This window comes from Bradyrhizobium sp. USDA 4504 (assembly GCF_054063995.1).
This window is the reverse complement of record NZ_JBSSGV010000001.1, coordinates 1,434,281-1,455,804: the sequence shown is the minus strand read 5'-3', so window position 1 is coordinate 1,455,804 and position 21,524 is coordinate 1,434,281. Positions and strand designations below refer to the sequence as shown.

General features: G+C 63.5%; 26 protein-coding genes. 11 read left to right on the top strand and 15 right to left on the bottom strand.

The features are described 5' to 3' along the window. Positions 1–12: 12 nt before the first annotated feature. The 3 genes from ACVMB1_RS06295 to ACVMB1_RS06285 are packed head-to-tail and all read right to left on the bottom strand — an operon-like array spanning position 13 to position 3,464. The gene (locus ACVMB1_RS06295) at positions 13–675 is read right to left on the bottom strand and encodes a hypothetical protein (protein WP_244558966.1); all 663 of its coding nucleotides are present in this window, start codon (positions 673–675) and stop codon (positions 13–15) included. Between the two features lie 58 nt (positions 676–733). Further along, the gene (locus tag ACVMB1_RS06290) at positions 734–2,248 is read right to left on the bottom strand and encodes an O-antigen ligase family protein (RefSeq protein WP_244558965.1); all 1,515 of its coding nucleotides are present in this window, start codon (positions 2,246–2,248) and stop codon (positions 734–736) included. A gap of 31 nt (positions 2,249–2,279) precedes the next feature. Then, entirely contained in the window at positions 2,280–3,464 is a 1,185-nt protein-coding gene (locus tag ACVMB1_RS06285; RefSeq protein ID WP_194295410.1) for a polysaccharide biosynthesis/export family protein, read from the bottom strand. 221 nt (positions 3,465–3,685) lie between these two features. Between ACVMB1_RS06285 and ACVMB1_RS06280 the strand changes: the two genes are divergently transcribed. The 5 genes from ACVMB1_RS06280 (at position 3,686) to ACVMB1_RS06260 (ending at position 7,149) form a co-directional block, all read left to right on the top strand. Beyond that, positions 3,686–3,994 (top strand): hypothetical protein, encoded by a 309-nt coding sequence (locus ACVMB1_RS06280; protein WP_143271189.1) that lies wholly within the window; start codon positions 3,686–3,688, stop codon positions 3,992–3,994. Between the two features lie 104 nt (positions 3,995–4,098). Continuing rightward, entirely contained in the window at positions 4,099–4,383 is a 285-nt protein-coding gene (locus ACVMB1_RS06275; RefSeq protein WP_143271187.1) for a hypothetical protein, read from the top strand. A gap of 109 nt (positions 4,384–4,492) precedes the next feature. After that, the gene (locus ACVMB1_RS06270) at positions 4,493–5,776 is read left to right on the top strand and encodes a hypothetical protein (RefSeq protein ID WP_456814154.1); all 1,284 of its coding nucleotides are present in this window, start codon (positions 4,493–4,495) and stop codon (positions 5,774–5,776) included. Positions 5,777–5,783: 7 nt separating this feature from the next. Then, positions 5,784–6,560, top strand: a complete 777-nt coding sequence (locus ACVMB1_RS06265; protein ID WP_083715177.1) for a metallophosphoesterase family protein — start codon at positions 5,784–5,786, stop codon at positions 6,558–6,560. 4 nt (positions 6,561–6,564) lie between these two features. Then, positions 6,565–7,149 carry a hypothetical protein gene (locus ACVMB1_RS06260; protein WP_057020211.1) on the top strand — a complete coding sequence of 195 codons (585 nt, stop codon included), beginning with the start codon at positions 6,565–6,567 and terminating at the stop codon, positions 7,147–7,149. 29 nt (positions 7,150–7,178) lie between these two features. Here ACVMB1_RS06260 and ACVMB1_RS06255 read toward each other — a convergent pair whose 3' ends face one another. Further along, positions 7,179–8,597 carry an undecaprenyl-phosphate glucose phosphotransferase gene (locus ACVMB1_RS06255; RefSeq protein WP_310884999.1) on the bottom strand — a complete coding sequence of 473 codons (1,419 nt, stop codon included), beginning with the start codon at positions 8,595–8,597 and terminating at the stop codon, positions 7,179–7,181. Positions 8,598–8,716: 119 nt separating this feature from the next. Here ACVMB1_RS06255 and ACVMB1_RS06250 point away from each other — a divergent pair, with 119 nt between their 5' ends. Continuing rightward, on the top strand, positions 8,717–9,022 hold the full coding sequence (locus ACVMB1_RS06250; RefSeq protein ID WP_016841787.1) for a hypothetical protein: 306 nt from the start codon (positions 8,717–8,719) through the stop codon (positions 9,020–9,022). 13 nt (positions 9,023–9,035) lie between these two features. Here the strand turns inward: ACVMB1_RS06250 and ACVMB1_RS06245 are convergent, their stop codons facing one another. Beyond that, positions 9,036–9,410 carry a helix-turn-helix domain-containing protein gene (locus tag ACVMB1_RS06245; protein WP_018270679.1) on the bottom strand — a complete coding sequence of 125 codons (375 nt, stop codon included), beginning with the start codon at positions 9,408–9,410 and terminating at the stop codon, positions 9,036–9,038. Positions 9,411–10,077: 667 nt separating this feature from the next. On the opposite strand from ACVMB1_RS06245, the gene ACVMB1_RS06240 reads away from it, so the two are divergent. Continuing rightward, positions 10,078–10,266 carry a hypothetical protein gene (locus ACVMB1_RS06240; RefSeq protein WP_028331611.1) on the top strand — a complete coding sequence of 63 codons (189 nt, stop codon included), beginning with the start codon at positions 10,078–10,080 and terminating at the stop codon, positions 10,264–10,266. A 186-nt stretch (positions 10,267–10,452) separates the two neighbouring features. Here ACVMB1_RS06240 and ACVMB1_RS06235 read toward each other — a convergent pair whose 3' ends face one another. The 8 genes from ACVMB1_RS06235 to ACVMB1_RS06200 all read right to left on the bottom strand — a co-directional run bounded on the left by ACVMB1_RS06235 (position 10,453) and on the right by ACVMB1_RS06200 (position 14,994). Next, entirely contained in the window at positions 10,453–10,662 is a 210-nt protein-coding gene (locus ACVMB1_RS06235; protein WP_016841790.1) for a hypothetical protein, read from the bottom strand. 765 nt (positions 10,663–11,427) lie between these two features. Continuing rightward, on the bottom strand, positions 11,428–11,685 hold the full coding sequence (locus ACVMB1_RS06230) for a hypothetical protein (protein WP_225641843.1): 258 nt from the start codon (positions 11,683–11,685) through the stop codon (positions 11,428–11,430). A 181-nt stretch (positions 11,686–11,866) separates the two neighbouring features. Beyond that, entirely contained in the window at positions 11,867–12,895 is a 1,029-nt protein-coding gene (locus ACVMB1_RS06225) for an NAD-dependent epimerase (protein ID WP_141342556.1), read from the bottom strand. 94 nt (positions 12,896–12,989) lie between these two features. After that, complete coding sequence (locus ACVMB1_RS06220) at positions 12,990–13,406, bottom strand: hypothetical protein (protein WP_057020208.1); 417 nt, start codon at positions 13,404–13,406, stop codon at positions 12,990–12,992. Between the two features lie 55 nt (positions 13,407–13,461). After that, positions 13,462–13,740 (bottom strand): hypothetical protein, encoded by a 279-nt coding sequence (locus ACVMB1_RS06215; protein WP_057020207.1) that lies wholly within the window; start codon positions 13,738–13,740, stop codon positions 13,462–13,464. Positions 13,741–13,908: 168 nt separating this feature from the next. Continuing rightward, positions 13,909–14,106, bottom strand: a complete 198-nt coding sequence (locus ACVMB1_RS06210) for a hypothetical protein (RefSeq protein ID WP_076833203.1) — start codon at positions 14,104–14,106, stop codon at positions 13,909–13,911. A gap of 161 nt (positions 14,107–14,267) precedes the next feature. Beyond that, positions 14,268–14,426 (bottom strand): hypothetical protein, encoded by a 159-nt coding sequence (locus ACVMB1_RS06205; RefSeq protein WP_168856472.1) that lies wholly within the window; start codon positions 14,424–14,426, stop codon positions 14,268–14,270. Positions 14,427–14,841: 415 nt separating this feature from the next. Beyond that, positions 14,842–14,994, bottom strand: coding sequence for a hypothetical protein (locus ACVMB1_RS06200; protein WP_016841798.1), 153 nt, complete (start codon positions 14,992–14,994; stop codon positions 14,842–14,844). A 264-nt stretch (positions 14,995–15,258) separates the two neighbouring features. On the opposite strand from ACVMB1_RS06200, the gene ku reads away from it, so the two are divergent. After that, on the top strand, positions 15,259–16,236 hold the full coding sequence (ku, locus tag ACVMB1_RS06195; protein ID WP_057020206.1) for a non-homologous end joining protein Ku: 978 nt from the start codon (positions 15,259–15,261) through the stop codon (positions 16,234–16,236). A 54-nt stretch (positions 16,237–16,290) separates the two neighbouring features. Further along, positions 16,291–16,518: a hypothetical protein gene (locus ACVMB1_RS06190; RefSeq protein WP_076833200.1), complete on the top strand. Its 228-nt coding sequence runs from the start codon at positions 16,291–16,293 to the stop codon at positions 16,516–16,518. 30 nt (positions 16,519–16,548) lie between these two features. On the opposite strand, the gene ACVMB1_RS06185 is transcribed toward ACVMB1_RS06190, so the two are convergent. Continuing rightward, positions 16,549–16,713 carry a Flp family type IVb pilin gene (locus tag ACVMB1_RS06185; RefSeq protein ID WP_016841801.1) on the bottom strand — a complete coding sequence of 55 codons (165 nt, stop codon included), beginning with the start codon at positions 16,711–16,713 and terminating at the stop codon, positions 16,549–16,551. 424 nt (positions 16,714–17,137) lie between these two features. Here ACVMB1_RS06185 and ACVMB1_RS06180 point away from each other — a divergent pair, with 424 nt between their 5' ends. Together ACVMB1_RS06180 and ACVMB1_RS06175 are read left to right on the top strand one after the other, a co-directional pair. Continuing rightward, positions 17,138–18,772: a thiamine pyrophosphate-requiring protein gene (locus tag ACVMB1_RS06180; RefSeq protein WP_283062661.1), complete on the top strand. Its 1,635-nt coding sequence runs from the start codon at positions 17,138–17,140 to the stop codon at positions 18,770–18,772. 83 nt (positions 18,773–18,855) lie between these two features. Then, positions 18,856–20,070: an NAD(P)/FAD-dependent oxidoreductase gene (locus ACVMB1_RS06175; protein ID WP_310885000.1), complete on the top strand. Its 1,215-nt coding sequence runs from the start codon at positions 18,856–18,858 to the stop codon at positions 20,068–20,070. 178 nt (positions 20,071–20,248) lie between these two features. Here ACVMB1_RS06175 and ACVMB1_RS06170 read toward each other — a convergent pair whose 3' ends face one another. Continuing rightward, complete coding sequence (locus tag ACVMB1_RS06170) at positions 20,249–21,493, bottom strand: ABC transporter substrate-binding protein (RefSeq protein ID WP_057020203.1); 1,245 nt, start codon at positions 21,491–21,493, stop codon at positions 20,249–20,251. Between the last annotated feature and the right edge of the window lie 31 nt (positions 21,494–21,524).

The window sequence follows — 21,524 nt, the reverse complement described above, 5'->3', positions numbered from 1 at the left end:
TCGGACGTCCGCTCAGGGGGTAACTGTTGAAATGAGTGTGGTGCCGGTGCCCGTGGCGGTACCGGTCGTCGTGCTGCCCGAACTGCTGACCGACGAGGTGAAGCTGAAGATGCCGGTGTTCACGCTGTTGCCGTCGATGGCCTCGAGCGTTCCGCCGCCGGCGCCGCTGGCGCCCAGCGCGCTGGTCTGGCCGCCGGATGCACCGGCGCTGCCCGCGCCGCCGGCGCCGGTCGCCGCGGTGCCGCTGTCACCCGACGCAGCGGCAAACGCCATCACGGTGTCGAGATCCTTGGTGTCGGCAATCGCCTGCTGGATGCGCGTCGCGTAGGGCTGGTTGCTGCGCACCACGATGCGCGCGGCCTGGGCGAGACCGGCGGCGATCGCCGTCTTCTGGTCCTTGCTTGCCTTGGCGAGCAGCGCGATCAGCGGATCGAGCGATGTCGGATCGTTGAGGGCGAAATCGCGCGCCCGCGAGGTCAATTCCACGCCCGCATTCGGATACTGGGTCAGCAACTGCTCGGGATTGGCCTTGAAATTGGTGACCGCCTGGGACGGCTGTATCAGCCCGCCAGGTGTCTCCGCCAGCGCCGCGCCACCGGGTGTCGCGAGCACCAGCATCACCAACATCGCAAGGCGCGGGGCGGAAAAGCCGCAGGATCGCTCAAATGTGAACACAGCTATCTCCCTAACGAATACTAACAGTTCGTTAGCATAGTCAGAGTTATCGCGCCAATTAAATAGCCGCGCCGGCCGCGGCCGGGCCGTGGCGCGCGAAATCAGCGTTAACCGGCAGCCCGACCGTAACACTGGCGTCACGGTCGGAGCCGCCACCGCCGGCGCCCCGGCCGGAGCGGAAGGATTGCGACAGGCCTGCCCCGAGCAAGGCCGCGATAACAACGGCATAGCCGGTGATCTGGAGCGAGAAATCGATCATCGAATGGAGTGCGCCGGCGACCGACGCGCAGAGCGCCGCGAGCGGCACGATCACGTCGCGGCGACGGGTCCGCACGCCATGCGCGAGCACGACGAACGCCGCGAGCAGCGCGATCATGGCGGCGCCGGCCATTAACATTCCGCCGTCGGACGCCAGTTCGAGCCAGCTGTTGTGTGCCCGGTTCCAAGTCCCGCGCAGCGAGATGTCGTCGGTGCGATAGGCCGGATAAACCCATTCGAAGGTCCCGAAACCATCGCCGAGCCACGGGTGATCCCAGATCATCCGCAACGTTGCGCGATAGGTCGAGAACCGTCCCTCATCGGACAGGCCCATCGTGCTGAAGCGCGCGCCGACACCGCCGCCGAGAAGCTGCAGCAGTGCCAGCGCGACCAGGCTGCCGACCCCGAGCGCCACGATCATGCCGTAGCGGCGCGGCACCCGGTTGCGAAAAAAGATCGCGACAGCCGCGACCGCGGCGAGCAGCGAGACCCCGACGCCGCCGCGCGAGCCGGTCAGAAACATCGCCAGCAGGCAAGCGAGCCAGCCGAACGCATGGCCGGCGAGCCGGCGCCGCGCCGGCATATCGAGGCGCGCGAGCAGCCGTGACAGGCCGGCACGGCGCGGCGGCCAATGCCGCTCGATCAGCTCGCAGCCGAACAACAGCCAGATCAGCGCGCAGCAACCGTAATAGATGCCGGCAGTGTTGCGATTGACGAAGGGAGATGTCAGCCACGCCAGGTGCGCCTGCTTCTCGTGCAGCAGGTAGATCCGGGTGGGATCGATCACGAAAGTGATGATGCCGCAGATCGCATAGACCAGCCCCGCTGCGGCCACCGCCCGCAACAACCCGCGCGCCAGTCCGCGGTTGGCACCGAGCACGACGCCGATGGCGAAGCTGAGCAGGCAAACGATTCCGACGCCGATCGAATAGAACGGCTGACCGCGCGCGATCGACACGGCCGGCGGCAGCTCGGCAGGCAGCAATCTGCCGGCCTGCGCCCACAACGCGTTCGGCGCCGCACCCGACCAGGGCCGGACGACCGACTGCTCGTGCAGCACCAGCATGGCAAGCGCCGTCAACAGCACTGTCACGGCAAGGATCGCGAGCTGACTGCCGCGCAGGCGCATCGGCAATACTCCGAGCAGTGCAATCCCGAGCAGGATCGACCAGATCGCGGGCGCAACCGTACCGACCGAGCCGAGCGGCAGCGGCGCCAAAGCGACGACGGCGCAGAACAGCCACGATGACCAGCGCACCGGCCACGGCAATGCCGTCGCCTCGCTTGAGCCGGAAGGTAATCTTGAGCGTGTCATGAAGCCGGCCGTGCCGGCTCACGCCCCAATATCAGGGCGCAAGCTTGATCGAATTACGAAGTAAGGTTGCGTTGTAGGCGGCCACGATCGGATCATTCGCCGTTGCGGTCACGAGGCGGATCTGCTGCATCACCTTGGCGTCCTCGACGGATGCCGCGTTCGACGCATAGAGCACGTCCTTGTTGCGCAACTGGAAACGCGTGGCCAGGAAATAGCCGGCCGGATCGCGGAAATTGATGTTGTAGACGACCGGGATGATCGGCCCTGAATATTTGCTGACGTCGACGCCAAGCTTGGCGGCCACTTCCGGCAGTTCGCCGCGATAGACGAACACCGAGGCCGGATCGGCCGAGGAGTCGTTCAGGCCGCCCGCCTTGGCAACGGCTTCGGCGAGCGAGATGCGCCAGGCCTCGAAATTGAACTGGCCCTGCGCGCCCGACGCGCCGAAGGCGACGAAGGTTTGCGGCTCGCGGTAGACATAAATGGTGTCGCCGGGATGGGCGTAGATATTGCTCTTGGGCTCGTAGACCAGCTGGCCGAACGGCACCGTAGTACGTTTGCCGTCGCGCTCAAGCATGACCCATGTGTCAAAACCCTGCCCTTTCGGGCCGCCGGCGCGCGTGATCGCGTCAAGCACGTGCTCACCCGCGGCATTGGCGGGGAAGCGGTTCGGCGAATTGACCTCGCCGAGCACGGAGATCAGCGAGGTGCGCTGCTCGATCAGGGCGACCACGGCCTGCGGCTCGATCGCGCGATTCTTCAACGCATCGACGATCGAGCGCTGCACTTCGGTCGGTGTGCGGTTCTTGGCGCGGATCGCGCCGGCATAGGGCACCGAGATATTGCCGTCGGTATCGACGTTCTGGTTCGGCAGCGTGATGTAGTTGCCGGGACGCACGCCGGCCTCGACCGGAATGAACAGGCCGCCGGCGGCGGCCTCGAAGATCGTGACGCTGACGACGTCGCCGATGCCGAAGCGGATGTCCTTCGGCGGCGGGCCCTGGATGCCACCGGCGAGTTGCGGCGCGAACGACGCCAGCACGTTCTCGATCTGCGGTGTGATCTTGACCATCGCATAGGGCAGGCTTTCAGGATCGCGCTGCCCGGCCACGACATCGGAGCTCGTCGGACCGTTGGTCGGCATGTAATGGCAACCGCTGACCCAACAGGCGGCCGCAAGCAATAACATCACCCGAATGAAAATCGCACGCGACATCTAAATACTCCGGCCGTGCCGTAACACGCCGACTATCACAATCACAAGTTTCCGCGATATATTGCGATGCAATTGATAAATAATGTTAGCGAGGTGAGGCAATTCGGCGACACCGGCGCACCGCCGTGAGACAAAGCCCCGCGCGCCGTCACTCCGGCTTTGCTTTCGTCCGATCTCCCCGTTATCTGTGAATGAGATGGTTTGAGTTAACCGAGGGTTCGATGGCCCGCAGGAAGCTACCCGCGATCGCGTTGGGAATGGTCGCCTTGCCGCTGATAGGCGCCCTCGGCGGCTCCGGGGTTTTCGCCGCAGAACTAAGCGTTTCCCCGGCCCCGCGCGCCGTGCAACGGGTCAGCGGCAATTGTCAGCGGCTGCAATATTGTCATGGCGACGTCTGCCAGTGGAAACGGGTTTGCTGGCACGGCTGTCCCGATCGCTACTCCTGCGCGCCGCTCTACGGCGCCTATGGACCGTTTGGCGGCCGCGATTATTGGGCTGCCTATAGTTACGGCGATCTGCGCCCGTTCTGAATGTTAATCGACTAACAAAACCACAGGCCATCGAGCTCGGCCAGCACCGCGCCGGCCCGCTGGCGACGCGCGGGTTAACCCCGGCTTAGGCCCGGCCCGATACCATGCGGGCGCAGGGTTTGATTATGTTATTTGTTTTCCTTGGCAATTTGATCGGCGGCACCGTTCTCGGGCTGCGCCAGCACTGTCTGGTGCTGGCGCCGGTGGCGCTCGCGGAACTCGCGCTGTTGGCCGCCATCGGAGTCGGGCGCCTGTCGTGGTCGGAAACCGCGCTGCTCATGATCGCTGCGATCGTAGCGCTGCAAATCGGATATCTGGCAGGCGCCTTCGCGCCGCTGTTCTGGTCTCGCACCTCGACGCCACGTCTCGCCCTGCGCCGTTCGCAATAGCAGGGCATGACACTGCCCGCTTTGGCGTGGCCGATTTCCGTTGACCTCGCGGCAAGCCCGGGGCATCCCGCTGCCTTGCGTCTCATCCTCTGCAGGACCTCCCCCTCTCGTGTGGAACGTCACGGCCTTCATCTGCATCTTGATCGGGGCGTCGATTCCGCTCGGTCTCATCGACGCATCGCTCGCGACGGGTGCCGTCGGCGCGGCGACGTCGCTAGGGCTGCTCGCAAGCCTGCTGGCGATCCGTCCGGGTGAGCTGTCGTTCCTGAAGTCGGTCGCCGGTCCCGCTGTTGCGGCGGCGCTTCTGCCGGTGCTCTGGATCGTCCTGCAGATGTTTCCGCTGGCGGCCCTGGCGCATCCGGTGTGGAAGTTCGCCGGCGAAACGCTGGGAGCACAGCTCAGCGGCAGCATCACGATCGACACCGGCGCAAGCTTCGGCGCGCTGCTGATCTGGCTGTCACTCATGTCAGCCATGATCACCGCCGCCGCTGTCGCGATCGACGCCCGCCGCGCCGATATGGTGGCCCGCACCGTTGCAGCAACCGCGGCCGTCGCGGCCCTGATCCTGCTGCTATCAAGCGATCCGGTCAAAGTCTGGTCTGGCGCTGCACGCGATGAGACGGCAAACGGATTCCTGGTCGTCGTTCTCGTTGGCGTTCCGCTCGGCCTTGCGCGCGCGCTCGACGTCGGCGGACACGCCGATGGCCGCACCGCCGCCCAATTGAGACGGCTGCGCTGGCTGCTCGCTGCCGGCGCGCTGCTCTGCGCCGCCAGCGCCTGCTGGGTTGGGCGGCGCGGCGCCGCGATCGCGATCGCCGCGGGCATCGCCCTCGTCCTGATGACCTTCGCCGCGCGGAAACTTCATCTGCACCGCAGGAGCAGCGCTGCTGCGGCGACAGCGATCGCGCTGATCGCCCTGGCGACGGCGATCGGCAATCGTCATCCCGACGTGCCGCTTGCGGTCGCCTTTGTTCATGCACCGTCCGAGTTCGTGCAATCGACCCACAATCTGCTCGCCGACCTGCCCGCGCTCGGCAGCGGCGCCGGCACCACGGCAACGCTGGCGTCGACCTATATGGACTGGCAGGGCGCCACCACGCGGCCCGTGGTTGCGACCAGCGCCGCGGCCTTGATCGCGCAATTCGGTTCCGCCATGTTCTGGACTTTAGTCGCGGCTATCATCGTCTGCATCGCAGCGTTCACGGCCGGTGCGCGCAATCGCGGCCGCGACTGGTCCTACCCTGCATCGGCCGCAGCCGTCCTGCTGACGCTGCTGCTTGCTGGCTTCACCTTGCCGGAATTGCCGGCGCTGCCCGGAGTGATCGTGTTGGGAGCCGTGATCGGAACAGGACTGGCACAGCGGATCAGCCGTTCACGGTCGCAGGCGGGCTAGACGCCAGATGCGCAGCTTCCTCCAGCGTCTTGTCGGCCAGACCGGCGATCTCGAACATGAGGGCGGCGAGACCTGCATCTACGCCGTCGGCGATATCCACGGTCATGCCGACCTGCTGCACGAGATCTGCGCCTGCATCGATGCCGACATCCGTCGGTTCCGGCCGGCGCGACCGATCCAAGTGTTCCTCGGCGACTATATCGATCGCGGACCGGATTCGCGCGATGTTATCGCCATGCTCGAACAACGCCGCCGCACCCGCAGCATGGTCTGCCTGCTCGGCAATCACGAGGCCTGCCTGCTGGAATTTCTCGTCAATCCCGACATGCTCGCGCAATGGCGGCAGTTTGGCGGCTTGCAAACGCTGATGTCCTACGGCCTGACGCCCTCGCCCAATCCCGACGCTTCCGAACGCAGGGCGCTCGCCCGGCAATTGATCCGCCAGATGCCGCCGGTCCATCTCGCCTTCCTGCGCTCGCTGCCGCTCTGTTATGTGCACAAACGCTATTTCTTCGTCCATGCCGGCGTCAGGCCCGGCATCGCGCTCAACCAGCAGCGCAAGGAGGATCTGCTCTGGATCCGCGACGACTTCCTGATCTCGGAAGATGATTTCGGCAAGGTCGTGGTCCACGGCCATACGCCGGTGCATGAGGCCGAGCTGCTGCGCAACCGCATCAATGTCGACACCGGTGCCTATGCGACCGGCCGCCTGACCTGCGTCAAACTCGAGGGAGCACGGCGAACCTTGCTGATGACCCGCAACCGGGCCGCGCGCCATGGCTAATGCGATGGCTGACGCGATCGGCCGGAATGCGAGGCGTCTCTCGCCGGCCTTCGTGCCGGCCGCCGCTGCGATCGGCGCGGCGACGCTGGCCTTGTCGGCTTGGTGGCTTGCCGCCGATGCATTGCGCGCCAAACCGGCGATCGCCGCAGAGGTCGGCATGGTCAGAGGCGAGCTGTGGCTGCGCGACGGCTGGAGCCAATTGCAGACGTCACCGGAGGCGGCCGAAGCCGCGTTCACGCGGGCGCTTCGCCTCTCGCCGATGGACGCCGGCGCCTGGTTCGGCCTCGCCTCGGCAACCGGACGGTTCGACTGGCTGAACCCGACCGCGTCGAAGGCGCTCAAGATGTCCTACTATACTGGCTTCAACCGCAGCGATCTGATCGCGCCGCGCCTGATCCTCCTGGCGCAAGTCGACACCACGCGCGATGTCGAATTGGTCGACCTGCTGCAGCGGCAGATCCGCCTGATCCTCACGCGGGCGCCGGAACTGAAGGGCGCGATCGGGCAGGCCTATCGCGTGGCTGGCGACGCCAACCGGCGCATCATCGAGGCGGAGTTCAAGGACGCCAACCAGAGCATTCCGCAGTAACGCGCGCCTGGCGCCCAGATGCCCAGCCGTCAGATACCCTTGTGACGCAACACCGCGCCGACCGTGCGCAGCAGGATGCGCAGGTCGAGCACGAAGCTCCAGCTCTTGATGTAGATGAGGTCATGCGCCACCCGCAGCTGCATGTCCTCGATCGCCGGCGTCGCGCCGCGCAGCCCTTGCACCTGCGCGAGACCGGTGATGCCGGGCTTGACGTGCTGGCGCTCTGCATAGCTCGCGATCAGCTTCGAATATTTGTCGTCATGCGCCAGCGCGTGCGGCCGCGGCCCGACCAGCGACATGTCGCCGCGCAGTACGTTCACCAGCTGCGGCAATTCGTCGATGCTGCGGCGGCGCAGGGTCGCGCCGATCCCGGTCAGCCGCGGATCGTTCGGGCGGGCCTGCGTGATGATAGCGCCATCCTCGAGCACGTGCATCGAGCGGAATTTGAGAATGGTGAATTGCTTGCCGTCGAAGCCGTTGCGGCGCTGCCGGAACAGGACCGGTCCCCTGGAGTCGAGCTTGATCGCAATCGCCGTTCCGATCAGCAGCGGCGCGAACAGCACCAGGAGGCCGCTGGACGCCACGATGTCGAACAGTCGCTTGCCGGCGCGCTCGAGCGAAGTAAGCGGCGAGCGCTGCATTTCCAGCGTCGGGATCGGGCCGGTCGCCACCATTCGCAGTGCCAGGAACCGCTCCGCGGTCCGGTCCGGCAGCAGCCGCACCGGCAGCGGCGATGCCCGCAGCTGATCGCACACGAACTGGATGCGCGGCTCCTGCTGCCAGGGCATGGCCAGGATGATCTCGTCGGCGCCGCACTCGCGGGCTGCAAGAATGGCCGACGCGACGGCGGTCCGGTCGCCGGCGTCGTCGGACGATCCGGAGAGCTGGACCCGTCGCACCTCGCTGAGGCCGAAATCGCGCAGCAGGCTCGCTTGCCGCACCCGGGACAATTCGTCCGCCATCCCGACCACGACCGCGCGGCGCGTTGCCAGCATGCCGCGGTCGATCGCGCGTTGCAGCGGCGCCTGCAGCAGCATCCGTCCGCCGACCAGCCCGAGGCCGCCGATCAGGCCAAATGACAGCACCGACCCGCGCGAGACGCCGGAACCCACCTTCAAAAGGAAGATGATCAGGGTCATCAGCAGAACGACCAGCAGCCATCCGCCGAGCAGGCTGCTCCAGCGCCGGTCGAGACCGGCCAGCACCTGCGCATTGTAAAGGCCCTGCGACTTCGCCACGAACATGTGAAGGATGGCGGCGAGGACCCCGATCCCTAGAAAACCCTCGAAGCTGTTGCTATAAACCGTGTGGTAGTAAAAGAGGTGATAGGCCGCGCCGCCGACGATGCTGGACAGCACGACGATTATCATCTCGAACGCGACGGCAAACGCCTCGAGGGAGGCGAAAGCGAACGAGAAGGCGCCGAAGTTAACCGGTACCTTCGCCAATCGAGCGTCCGAAAGGTCGGTCATCGGGAATTAACATTCGTGTTAACAATTCATATGTGTATTATCAGGCGGGTCGTGAGCTCGCAAGAGCTGCTGCGGATATCGGATAGAGAGCGCGCATGAGTTCATCGGCTGGCGAAACCGAGGCCGCGCTGGTGGCCCTCCTCCACCTCATCCGCCTGATGGGCGCCGAGCTCGTCGCGGGCCAGCACCGCGACGACGTCGAGGTGCTGGTCAAGGCGATCGAGACAAAGCTGCGCGCGGCCCGCTTCCCGGCCGACATGCCGAATCAGGACATCGTCAGGGGCCTGGACCTTGCGCAGGCCAGACTGCGTCCGATCTTCGAAGAGCTGCGCGCAAGGTCGGAGAAGGCACATCTGAGCGACCAGCTGCTGCTGGCTCCCAGGCCTTCACGCATCCACTAACGGATAGCTTACGTCAGCTTTGGGCTTCACCACGGCGGGGCAAGCCGCTCCCGCCGCCGGACCTGAGCGCAAGCTTTTCCTCGATCTTCATTTTCTCGAGCAGCAAGTCGGTCACGATCCGGCGCAGCCGTTCATTTTCCAGCCGTAATTCATCAATACGGTTATGGACAGGGGGGATCCCATCTCTATCATCGGTGCGAGCGGCGAATTCGGTAACAGTACCATTCGCCTGGTGGCCGCGTGCGGCCTCCTGCTTGCGCCAGCGATGAAACGTCATCACGCTAACGCCCAGCACCTTGCACGCTTGGGCCTGGGACTGCCCCCGCGCCATGAGTTCCTCGGCCTGTTTGACCTTGGAACTGATCTCCTCAGTAGAATGACGCCTCATTGGTCATCTCATTGCCCCCTAGATTAGCAATCATCGCATGGCCTATAAGCTATGTAAATGCAACAGGAAATTCAAATTGAGGGTTTCCCGGGGGCCTTTCGGGAGCCTCGAACTTGCCGGTCGGCAGCAACACATAGTGCGAAGAAACGCCGAAGCTGCAAGGTATTGAGCGGAATATACGGGGAATATTCCTCCGCTGAAAGGGCCCGATAAAAAAAGTTATACGACTTTCTGTGTATGAGAGTTTGATCGGGATAACTGGCGCACTGTTTGCATTCTCAAACGGGAAGCAAATGAGAATATTCAATCGGTCTCTCGACAGATTGTGAGTGCGCCATGCCTCGCCGCGATAATCGCCCCACCGGTCAAGCGCAACTTTCACAAATTTCTAACAAATTAATCCCGCGAGTTTCGCGTCCGGCCGCTTGCGGGCATACACGCCCAGCAGTAGTTACTAGGATGTTAGGTGTCACGAGGGTTTCAACATATTTGAGGATTATTTTCACGAAACCTAACGCTCATATCTCGATCCACGAATTATCAATTAAGCGCTTTCCCACCCGAGGCCATCAGGCGGAACCACGTCCGCCCGATAATCCGCGAACCATTCTGTGCTGACGCTTGTCAGAGCCAGCCTCTGATCAACATTTTTGCGAGGATCGACACCATGGCGCGTCTCAAGGTCTTCGAGGGGAACCAACCCGCGTCAAGCGAGGCGGCCGACATCCTGGAACGCCTCGTCGCGGAGAATTGCGAGCTCCGGCATACCGCGGTCGAACTGGTCTTGCAGAATTGGATCCTGCGCGAGCGTCTGTCCGATGTCGGGGCACGCAAGTCCGTGCCGCTGGAGCACTGACCGCCCCCACCCTCACGACCGCGATTATCCGCAGCAACGTCCGCCAGCTCGCCTAAACGAGCATCGGGCCAGCGCATCATTCAATTTAGAATTGAAATGTCCGCAACTGCAGGCGCGCGAGCATGCTCGCCGGATTGGCGAGGATGTGGCCGCATATTCTGCCGATGAGAAAGAGGCTGACGGACTTCAGCTGTGAACCCGGCGCAGCGCGACGCGCGGAGTGTTCTGCTCTCGAGACATGCCGAACGAACGCGACGAGCCCGGGCGTTCCTGGATTTCACGTAACTCAGCGATATCAAGCATCAGCGCAACGACTTCGTTGCGCAGCGATTGATTGGTCGCGAGCAACGCCTCTTCGATCGGCTGATGCAAATGTTGAACTTTGTGCTGCTTCATGGCGCGCCCTCGCTCTGCGGTTAAGGGTATGAGCGATGTGATTGAAGTTTCGATGACAGGGTTATTCCGCGCACATGGAAGGCGGTTAATGGGGCAGGTTTGCGACCAACATGGCTCCGAGTTAAATTTTCTCAATCAGGTTCCACAACCTGATCGCGAAGCGCCCGATCGGCGGCCTTTGATGTGTCGTACAGATGAGTTGGCAGCGGCAGCTATGAGGCGCGCGGCTGGACAACGCGGCTCAATGTGGGTCGGAAGCTCTACCAAGCGCATGATATTGCTTGGTGATCATTGATGGCTGCCAAGTCGTTCAACCGAACGTGCATTGTCCGGCTATCACAATGTCGCCGTGTTACAGCGATCGCGCTTCAAGGGACGCGCTCAGGTGCACACAAGATATTCCACCAAAGCTGCTCCGTAGACGCAAAATCTGCTGCTGCCACGTCCATCAAGGATCGCAGAGTGTTTCGACCGGTTGCGAATATTGAAGCGGCTGACGGTGTCCTGAAGCGCTCGAGCAATCCAGCGAAATGAATTCAACGCTGAACATCGGACCAACGCGATTTCGCCTCCGCCGGACCCAACCGCGCTAACGCTATTCTAATTAAAATGAGCGGGACCGAAGCGTCCGGCTTGAACAGTGGGAGTGAACGCCTTTCGCGCGCCTGTCGCTGCATTCGCACGCTTGCACAGTCCCCACGAACAGCAGCGACAGCGAAGATTCGCCATAAGCATCGCTAATTCGCCCCGCGTCGCGATCGCGCGCTATTTCGATTTAGGAGGCGTATCGTCGTCCATCTTGCCACCATTGGCGACGCACTTGTTGAAATAGTCCCGCTGGGCTTTGGCGCCTCCCCGCGCGCTCCCGGAAGCGGGATTGCCGGGCTGTAGCGGCGGAAATGCCTTCGCGACCAAGGCATCGCAGGCGCGCGCCACCTGCACGTCGATCGCATGCGCGGGAACCATTGCGCTGGAGATCATGATCACGGCTGAGGCGATCGCAAAACCCGAGATAACTCGCATTGCCACACTCCGTTCCAAACTGAATCAGTTTTTTTCTCGAGCCCGGACTCGCAATGAGCGCACTAAAGCATGATCCGGAGAAGTGCGAAGCGGTCTTCCGTCGCAACAAAACGCGGATCGCGTTTGCGCGAAGATCAAGCTCTGACTGCGAGCTGAAACACGACGACGCTTCTCGCGGCGCCTAGGTCCGATCGACGTCGTGATAGGCCCGATACCAGGCGACAAACCTGGCAATGCCATCCTCGATCCGCGTCTGCGGGCGGAAGCCGATTTCACGCTCCAGGTCGGAGACGTCGGCCGACGTCTCCAGTACATCTCCCGGTTGCATCGGCATCAACTGCTTTTCGGCCTGCCGCCCCAAGCCCTGCTCGAGCAGCGCCACCACATGCATCAGTTCTTCCGGCCTGCTGTTGCCGATATTGTAGACCCGCCACGGCGCCCGGCTCGAGCCCGGATCGGGATGCGCTCCCGACCAGTTGACGTCGCCTTCCGGCGCGCGGCCGATCAACCGCACCATCGCCTCAACCACGTCGTCGACATAGGTGAAGTCGCGCCGCATGTTGCCGTTGTTGAACAGCTGGATCGGCTTGCCCTTGGTGATCGCGTCGGCGAACGCATAGAGCGCCATGTCCGGCCGATACCACGTCCCATACACGGTGAAAAACCGCAGCCCGGTTGCCGGTACGCGATACAGATGGCTATAGGAATGGGCGATCAACTCGTTGGCCTTCTTGGTCGCGGCGTACAGGCTGACCGGATGGTCGACATTGTCGTGGACCGAAAACGGCAATTTGGTGTTGGCGCCATAGACCGACGATGAGGACGCAAACAACAGGTGCTTGCACGCGGTGTGTCGGCAGCCCTCGAGGACGTTGAGGAAGCCCTCCAGATTGGAATCCGCATAGGCGTGGGGGTTCTGCAGGGAATAGCGCACGCCGGCCTGCGCGGCGAGATGCACCACGACCTCGAAGCGATAACGCTCGAACAGCGCCTTCATGCCGGCTCGGTCGGCGAGGTCGAGCTCCACGAAGGTGAAGCCACGGTGCTGCTTGAGCAGATCGAGGCGCGCGCGCTTGAGCGCCGGGTCGTAATAGTCGTTCAGATTGTCGAGGCCGATGACCGGCTGCCCTGCCCGCAGCAGATGCTCCGCCAGATGGAAGCCGATGAAGCCGGCGCAGCCCGTGACGAGTAGATTGCCTGCGATCACCACGTCTTGCCCGTGCCTTTCGCCTTGCGCCGGACCATTCGAATAAGCCGTTACACGCGGCAGCCGCAGCTGTCTTCGCGTTGCGCGCCGCCAGGCGTCAGTTGCTGGCGGCCGGAGGCTTGTAGTCTGGAAAGCGGCTCAGGACCGCGGCCTTCATGAACTTGAAGTGCGCAATCTCGGTCGCCAATTCCTTCAGCCGGCGCTGGCCGTTGGAGATCTCGGCGTCAAACAGGTCTTGATGATAGTTGTCAAGCGCCTCGCGTTCCAGATATTCGTCAGTGCCGTTGCCGAGAGTCACCGCGGCACGGGCCAGAACATCATCGACGCGGCGGCCAAGACCGGATTGCTCGCTTTCGGCCGCCTGCAACGCGGCCTCGATCGCGGCCATGATCGATCCGATCCGGGCGCGATCGGTCTCGGCATCGCGCTCGGCCGAGCGTGCCTTGAAACCTTCCTCGCCGCGCCGCGATTTGATCAGGTCCTGCGCGCGAGACCGCAAAAACAGCTGAAACATCTGTCAGTATCCGGCTCGGGCCCATTGAGGCAGCACAGGTCAAAATCGCCCGGTCTTAGTTAAAAAAGGGTGAATTGCCCTCGTGCCCGGCCCTCAGGTCGGCTTTCCACTTGATCCAGGCCTTGTCGTGCTTGTCATAGAGCTCGAGCCACCGTCCCTCACCGGCTGACGGCACCAGGCCCGTCCCGTTATCGTGCCCGTCCGCCAGTCCCGGCAGCGAGGAGTCCAGGTCCTCGAACTCCGACGTCTCCTCAAGCGTCAGCCCGACCAGCACACGCTTGCCACTGACATCGACGACATACCGCCTTGGCGAATGCCCCCTGAGATCACTCATGACGTGAAAGTTCCCTTGCGATCCGCGGGGCTGGCGACGAGATCAGGGGCACGCTGGCATGCAACCAACCCGCCTGCCCAACGGACGCCGACATGATGACCGATTGCATGTTGCCAGCCAACCCCAACTCACCGCACACCGTCGCGCTACCTCGATCGAACTACTCCGCTAGAACGCGCGACGCATGTGGCCGAACGCACTGACCGGCTGTTCCCGCCTCGCCGATTTCGCGGCTGATGGCGCCACATACGGTGCATAGATCCGATATTGCGCGCGGCGCTTGTGCGACCGCCACGAGCGCGCGGCGAAACCGGAGAAGAAGCCTGCGACGAACACCGCCGCGAGAATCAGAGCAGGAGAAACCATCACAACCGTCCACGTTCGCCCCGATGTTATTAACATTCGAAGTTGTGACGACATCATGATTGGACGCGCCGAAAGATTGTTCAGCCGCTGGAATTTTTGTGCAATCGAACGACGCATCAATGATCAGGCGTCGACAATAATTGTTCTCGCGAGAGAACGTCTCAGGAGAACCACCAGAGCATGAATTTCAGGAACATCGAGCTGAGAAGATAAATCCACCCCGCCATCGCCAGCACCGTCAGTCCGACGAAGACACCTGAAACGCTTTTCTCCTTGAAGCGCGCCAGCAACGAGTTTTTTTCTTCTTGCGAATAGAACATCTCAGGCTCAAGGCGTAACTGATTCAAATCAGCTAGCAGTCAATTTCGATGATCTCGTGACGCGTCGCAGCAGCCATTCGCATCGCGCATCACAGATCACTGCTGCAAAACGCCGCCAGGCCGCACGCCATCGCGCAGTGGAAATTCCGTTCGACACGATCAGGAATTTTACGTCGGCGATCGCGGCGGCCCGCGCGCCGGAATTTCCCTTCGGATCCTCGCCCGATCGACGTCACATACGTCGATCAAGACGGTCGTGCAGCTTGACCAGGCGATGTGGCCGGCATGCAGGATAGCCGCGCGCCGGAGGCCGGCGCGACCGAACGGATTCTTCCCGGGAGCAATCTGCCCGCTTCGCCCTGCCTCTCAGTTTAACAATCAAGTCCTCGCACGCGGTCAACCAATGATAATCGCCTCACACGCGGAAAAAGGCGAACCAGACAATGCCGAGGATCAGGACGGCCAGCCCTGTCGAGGCCGTGAGCAGCGCGAGAACCGAAGGTCCAGGCTCGGCCTGCCGCGCCTCGGTCGGGGTTTCGACGATTTGGCCGTGTCGTTCCGTTGCCATGGCAACCTCTTTGCTTAAGTGCCTGTAATTCCGGCGTTTGCCGCGCCCCTTCGACAGCCAACGCGTGATCGGGAGCGATGTTCCGAGAGCGTTGACGGCTGGGCCGACGGCAGTCCCGCCCGCCGCGTCAAACGGGCGCAGCGCGAGGACACGGTTAACGCCGTTGCGAGATTCACCGGGCCGTGTTGTTTCAAACTGGGGTTCCCGGTGTTATCCTTGACCGTTCCGTCGGTTGCGTAATCGGAGTTTCCCTGGAGTTTCCCCATGGCCCCTCGCGCCAATTGGAAGGGCTTTTTGCGCCTTTCGCTCGTGACTTGCCCGGTTGCCCTGTACCCGGCGACATCGGATACCGAAAAGGTCTCCTTCAACCAGATCAACCGTAAGACCGGCCACCGGATCAAATACGCCAAGGTCGACGCGGAGACCGGCGAGGAAGTCTCCACCGAAGACATCATGAAGGGCTACAAGGTCGACACCGACACCTATATCGAGGTCACCAAGGAAGAGCTCGACGACATCGCGCTGGATTCGACCCGCACCATCGAGATCGACGAATTCGTGCCGCGCAGCGAGATCGACAGCCGCTATCTGATCCGCCCCTACTACCTCGTTCCCGACGGCAAGGTCGGCCACGACGCCTTTGCGGTGATCCGCGAGACCATCCGCAGCCTGAACAAGGTCGCGATCGGCCGCGTGGTGTTGACCAATCGCGAGCACATCATCGCGCTCGAGCCGCTCGACAACGGGCTGATGGGCACACTGTTGCGCTACCCGTATGAAGTGCGCAGCGAGAAGGAGTATTTCGACGACATCCAGGATGTGAAGATCACCAAGGACATGCTCGATCTCGCCAGGCACATCGTCGAGCAGAAGTCCGCCGACTTCGATCCGGAGGAGTTCGAGGACCGCTACGAGCAGGCGCTGATCGACCTGATCAACCAGAAGCGCAACGGCATCAAGGTCGCCAAGCCCGCGGCGAAGACCAGCGGCAACGTCATCAACCTGATGGACGCGCTGAAGAAGAGCCTTGCCAACGAGAAGCAGGCCGCGCCCGCCAAGGCCGAGGCAAAGGCCGCGAAGGGCAAGAAGCCGAAGAAGCGCATCGAGGGCCAGCGCGAAATGCTGCTGCCGATCTCGGGCAGCGGCAAGCGCGAGCCCAAGGAGGCCGCCAAACCCGAGCCGAAGAAGGCCGAGAAGACAACGCGCGCCCAGGGCACCGCGGCGCGCAAGAAGGCAGGCTAGCGCAGCGACCGCAAGATGAGCCCGGTCCACAGCGCCTGAGATGTTCCGGTCGAGATGCCCTGGTCGACGCCGTTTGACGAACCGATCGCGCTGCATCACGGCGGCACACTGGTGACGCTGCAGCACGCCGCCGACTACATCATGAAGCTATCGGAAGACACCCAGCAGGAAACGCGCTGGCAGATCGCGGTCGAGCATCTGATCAATGCGGCGGAACAAGGCGCCGGCTGGTTGATGTTCGCGCGCATCGCGATGCTGCGCGCGTTGAACGGGGACGACTGAATCCGGAAAATGCCGAGCTGCCGGCAGGGCTTACTTGAATGCCGAGCTGACGGCATTGAATTGGCCGCTCACGCTGGTGCCGATGCCCCTGACGCCGGCGACGATCACGATGCTGATGCCTCCGGCGATGATGGCGTATTCAATGGCCGTCGCCCCGACCTCATCACGCAGAAACCTTGCCATCAACGCGCGCATGAAAAGCTCCTGTCCGACGCTCGCGGCTTTTTCTCCCGCGCCGTAGTAATATGCCGGCCAAACTAGGCCACATTGGTTGACGGCCCATTGAGGGAAAGGATGAACGGTCGCTTAAAAGTTGCAGCGAATTTCCGTGCTAGTTCTGCCTGCATCGGGTTGCCGCCGGGCGAGGCACTTGGCCGCGGCCGGAGCGCTTTCCAGCGAAGTGGACACCGGCTCGCGCAAAGAAAACGCGTCAAAACAAGTATCTAGAGCTCCGTTCTGATCCTGTCTGAGCGGAAACAGCTCCAGTCGTAAACGCATATCAGAACTACCTGATCCGGCCCCGGCCGCGCTTTACCGGTGCCGCGGAATCCTGTTCCTTTATCGGACAGGCGACAACGAGGCCGGAACGAACCGGCCGCATGCAAAGGGAGTGACCGTCATGAAGCTCGGCACCGCGATCGCGGAAATCATGAAGCGCGAGGGGATCGAGATCCTCACGGGCTACCCGGTCAACCACCTGATCGAATACGCCGCCAATGCCGACATCCGCCCGGTGATGGTGCGCCAGGAGCGCATCGGCGTGCACATGGCGGACGCGATCTCCCGCGTCACCTCGGGCGAGAAGATCGGCGCCTTCTGCATGCAGCACGGCCCCGGCGCGGAGAACGCGATGGGCGGCGTCGCGCAGTGCTACGGCGAATCCGTGCCCGTCCTGGTGCTGCCGATGGGCTATGCGCGTCGGCTGGCGAATATCGACCCGAACTTCAATTCCAGCCAGGCGATGAAGGCGTTTTCAAAATCGTCGGAGCCGATCAACATCGCAGCCGAGGTCTGCAACATCTTTCGGCGGGCGTTTACAAAATTGAAGAACGGCCGCGGCGGGCCGGTCATCGTCGAAATCCCCGCCGACATGTGGAACGAGGAGGTGCCGGAGCCCTTGAACTACACCCCGGTGCTGCGCACCCGCTACGGCGCCGACCCCGTCCATGTGAAGGAAGCGGCCGCCCTGCTCGTTGGCGCCAAGCGTCCGGTGATCTATGCCGGCCAGGGCGTGCACTATGCAAAGGCCTGGCCGCAGCTGAAGCGCCTCGCCGAACGGCTCGCGATCCCGGTCACCACCAGCCTCGGCGGCAAGTCGTCCTTCCCCGAGACGCACCCGCTCTCGCTCGGCTCCGGCGGCCTCGCGGTGCCGCGCGCGGTGCCGAAATTTCTTTCCGAAGCCGACGTGATCTTCGGCATCGGCTGCTCCTTCACCGAGACGTCATTCGGCATCGCGATGCCGAAGGGCAAGACCATCATCCATTCGACGCTCGATCCGAACCACATCAACAAGGATGTCGAGGCCAAGGTCGGCCTCGTCGGCGACGCCGGCCTGGTGCTTGACGCGCTGCTGGAGGAGATCGGCAAGACCGTGACCTCGGACCGCAACGCAAGCGCGGTCGCCGAGGAGATCGCCGCCTCCCACAAGGAGTGGCTCGCCAAGTGGATGCCGAAGCTGACGCACAACGACGCGCCGCTCAATCCCTACCGCGTGCTGTGGGACCTGCAGCACACCGTCGACATCCACAACACCGTCATCACCCACGACGCCGGTAGCCCGCGCGACCAGCTTTCGCCGTTCTGGAAGTCCGTCGAGCCGCTGTCCTATATCGGCTGGGGCAAGACCACGCAGCTCGGCTACGGCCTTGGTCTCGCGATGGGCGCCAAGCTCGCCAAGCCGGACAAGCTCTGCATCAATGTCTGGGGCGACGCCGCGATCGGCTTCACGGGGATGGACTTCGAGACCGCGGTGCGCGAGCGGATTCCGATCATGTCGATCCTGCTCAACAATTTCTCGATGGCGATCGAATTGAAGGTGATGCCGATCTCGACCGAGAAATACCGCTCGACCGACATCTCCGGCGATTACGCCGCGATGGCCCGCGCCTTCGGCGGCTACGGCGAACGGGTGACCAAGCCCGAGGACATCATCCCCGCGATCAAGCGCGGCATCCAGAAGACCAAGGAAGGCGTGCCGGTGCTGCTGGAATTCATCACCAGCAAGGAGACCGAGGTGTCGCGGCCGGGGACGTGACGGCACCTCACACGCCGCTCTGCCACTTGATTTGACCGCGCCAGCGCAGGCAAGCTCCCTCCGGTGCAACTTCGGAGGGAGAGATGGCGCGCATCCTGGTGCTGGGGGCCGGCTTTGCCGGGCTATGGGCCGCGCTCGGCGCAGCCCGCAAGCGCGACGAGATCGGTGCACGGGCAGCGGACACCGAGATCCTGGTCGTCGATCGCAACGCCTATCACAACATCCGGGTGCGCAATTACGAGGTCGATCTCGGCGATGTCGCGCTGCCGCTCAAGGACCTGCTCGATCCGGTTGGCGTCGGCCACATGGTGGCCGAGGTCGCGGCGATCGATCCGGCGACGCGCGCGGTCACGATCAAGACCAGCGCGGGCGCGGAGGTTCTGAGCTACGACCGGCTGGTGCTAACCACCGGCAGTGAGCTGGTCCGCCCCGCCATTTCGGGCCTTGCCGCCCACGGCTTCGATGTCGACACGTATGAGGCAGCGATGCGGCTCGACGCGCATCTGGCGGCGCTCGGCAACGAGCCGCCGTCAGAGGCACGCGCGAGCATCGCGGTCGTCGGCGCAGGGTTCACCGGGATCGAGGTCGCGACCGAGATGCCGGCCAAGCTGGCGCACGCCGGCATCACCGGCGATCATCGGGTCATCCTGATCGATCCCAATCCCGTCGTCGGCGCGACCTTCGGCGCGCATGGCCGCCCGGTCATCAACGAGGCGCTGGCCACGCTCGGCGTCGAGACGCGGCTGAACGTCCGGGTCAGTGCCGTCGGCGCCGACAGCATCACGCTCGATAGCGGCGAGATCATTCCGACCAAAACCGTGGTGTGGTGCGCCGGCATGCGCGCCAGCCCCCTCGCCGCCTCGCTGCCGGCCAGGCGCGACGCGCTCGGCCGCATCGAAGTCGACCACACCATGCGCGTCGAAGGCCTTGCGGACGTCTTCGCCGCCGGCGACGTCGCCGCCTGCCTGATCGACGGCGAGCACCCGACGGTGATGTCCTGCCAGTTCGCGCGGCCGATGGGCCGCTTCGCCGGCCACAATGTGGTCGCGGACCTGTTTGGCGAGAAGCTGCTGCAGCTCAATATCGACTGGTATGTGACGGTGCTCGATCTCGGCGCCTGGGGTGCGCTCTACACCACCGGCTGGGACCGCGAGGTGCACACCACAGGCGCCGCCGCCAAGCTCACCAAGCAGACCATCAACCAGCAGCGCATCTATCCGCCACGCAACGGCGACCGCGCCGCGCTGCTCGCGGCGGCCGCGCCGACGATCCAGACGGCGCCGCCGACGCGCAAGTAGTTTGGGACTCACATTCGCCGATCGTCATTGCGAGCCACCCGGTCGGCGCGAAGCGCCGCGGGATGACAGGCTCCGCGAAGCAATCCACCCCGGGATAGATGGATTGCTTCGTCGCTACAGCGCAAAATGGCTTCGCAATTTTGTCGCGAGCTCCTCGCAACGACGGCGAGTACGTCTGCTACTGCGACAGCTTCACGAAGTTCGGAAACTTCATCTGGCCCTCGGCGATCGCCTTCGGCCAGACCGTGATCTGCTTGCCGCCCTGCCACTGGAACACGAGGCCGGTCACCGCGCCCGGACCGGACTTGATGCCGTGGGTGAACTCGTCGTTCTTGCCGTAGAACTGGATCTTGCCGATCGTGCCCTCGAAGTCGGTCTTCTCGAGCTCGGTCACCATCTTGTCCGGATCGGTCGAGCCGGCGCGCTGGATCGCCTCGGCGATGATGTAGACCTCGTCATAGGCGGTGTAGCCGGTATAGGCCGGCGGCGTGCCGAACTTGGCCTTGAACGCCGCCGCAAACGGCTTGGTCTTCGGCGTTACCGCAACATCGGGCGTTGCCACCGCGAGCGAGGGCACGCCCTCGGCGGCGCCGTTGGTGTCGCCCCAGAAGGTCGGGCTCAGCGCCTGCGCGCTGATGCCGAACATCGGGATCGGTACCTGCTGGTTCTTCCACTGCACGGTCGGCTGCACGCCGACATGGGAGATGCCGGTGACGATCACGTCGGGCTTGGCGGCTTCCATCTTGTTGAAGATCGGCGTGAAGTCGGTAGTGTCGGGCGAGAAGCGAATGTGCTCGACCACCTTCAGGCCCGCTTTCGGCAGGCAGGCCTCGTAGCCGACGTCGAGCGGCTTGGTCCAGGCCGCGTCCTCGCTCATGATCGCGACCGACTTGAACTTGAGCTGGTCGACCAACAGCTCCTTGGCCGCGTCGCAGACCAGCTGCGCCTGCGCGGCCGAGGTCAGGTAGCCGTGGAAGGTGTACTTGTTCTTCTCATAGTCGTTGTGGATCGCTTTGGTGATCTCGTTCGAGGCGGCGCCGGGCGTGATCAGCGGCATCTTCAACCGCGCAGCCCACGGCTCGAGCGCCAGCACGACCTCGCTGATGTAGCTCGCGATCACGGCCGAAACCTTGTCCTCGCTCACCGCGCGCTGGAAGGCGCGCACCGAGTCCGCCGACGAGCTCTTGTTGTCGTAGGTGACGATCTCGATCTTGCGGCCCATCACGCCGCCCTTGGCGTTGATCTCGTCGGCTGCGATCTGCGCGCCACCCGGCGTCGCCGCACCCGCGATCGACTGTACTTCGGCAATGATGCCGATCTTGATCGGGTCCTTGGACTGCGCATAGGCCGGCGCGGCGAGGCAGAGCGCGAGCACCGAGGCCAACAGACTCACGCGGGTCGCGGTTGAATATGCCGTCATCATGATCTCCTTTGTTTTGCTTTCTTCTTTTCAA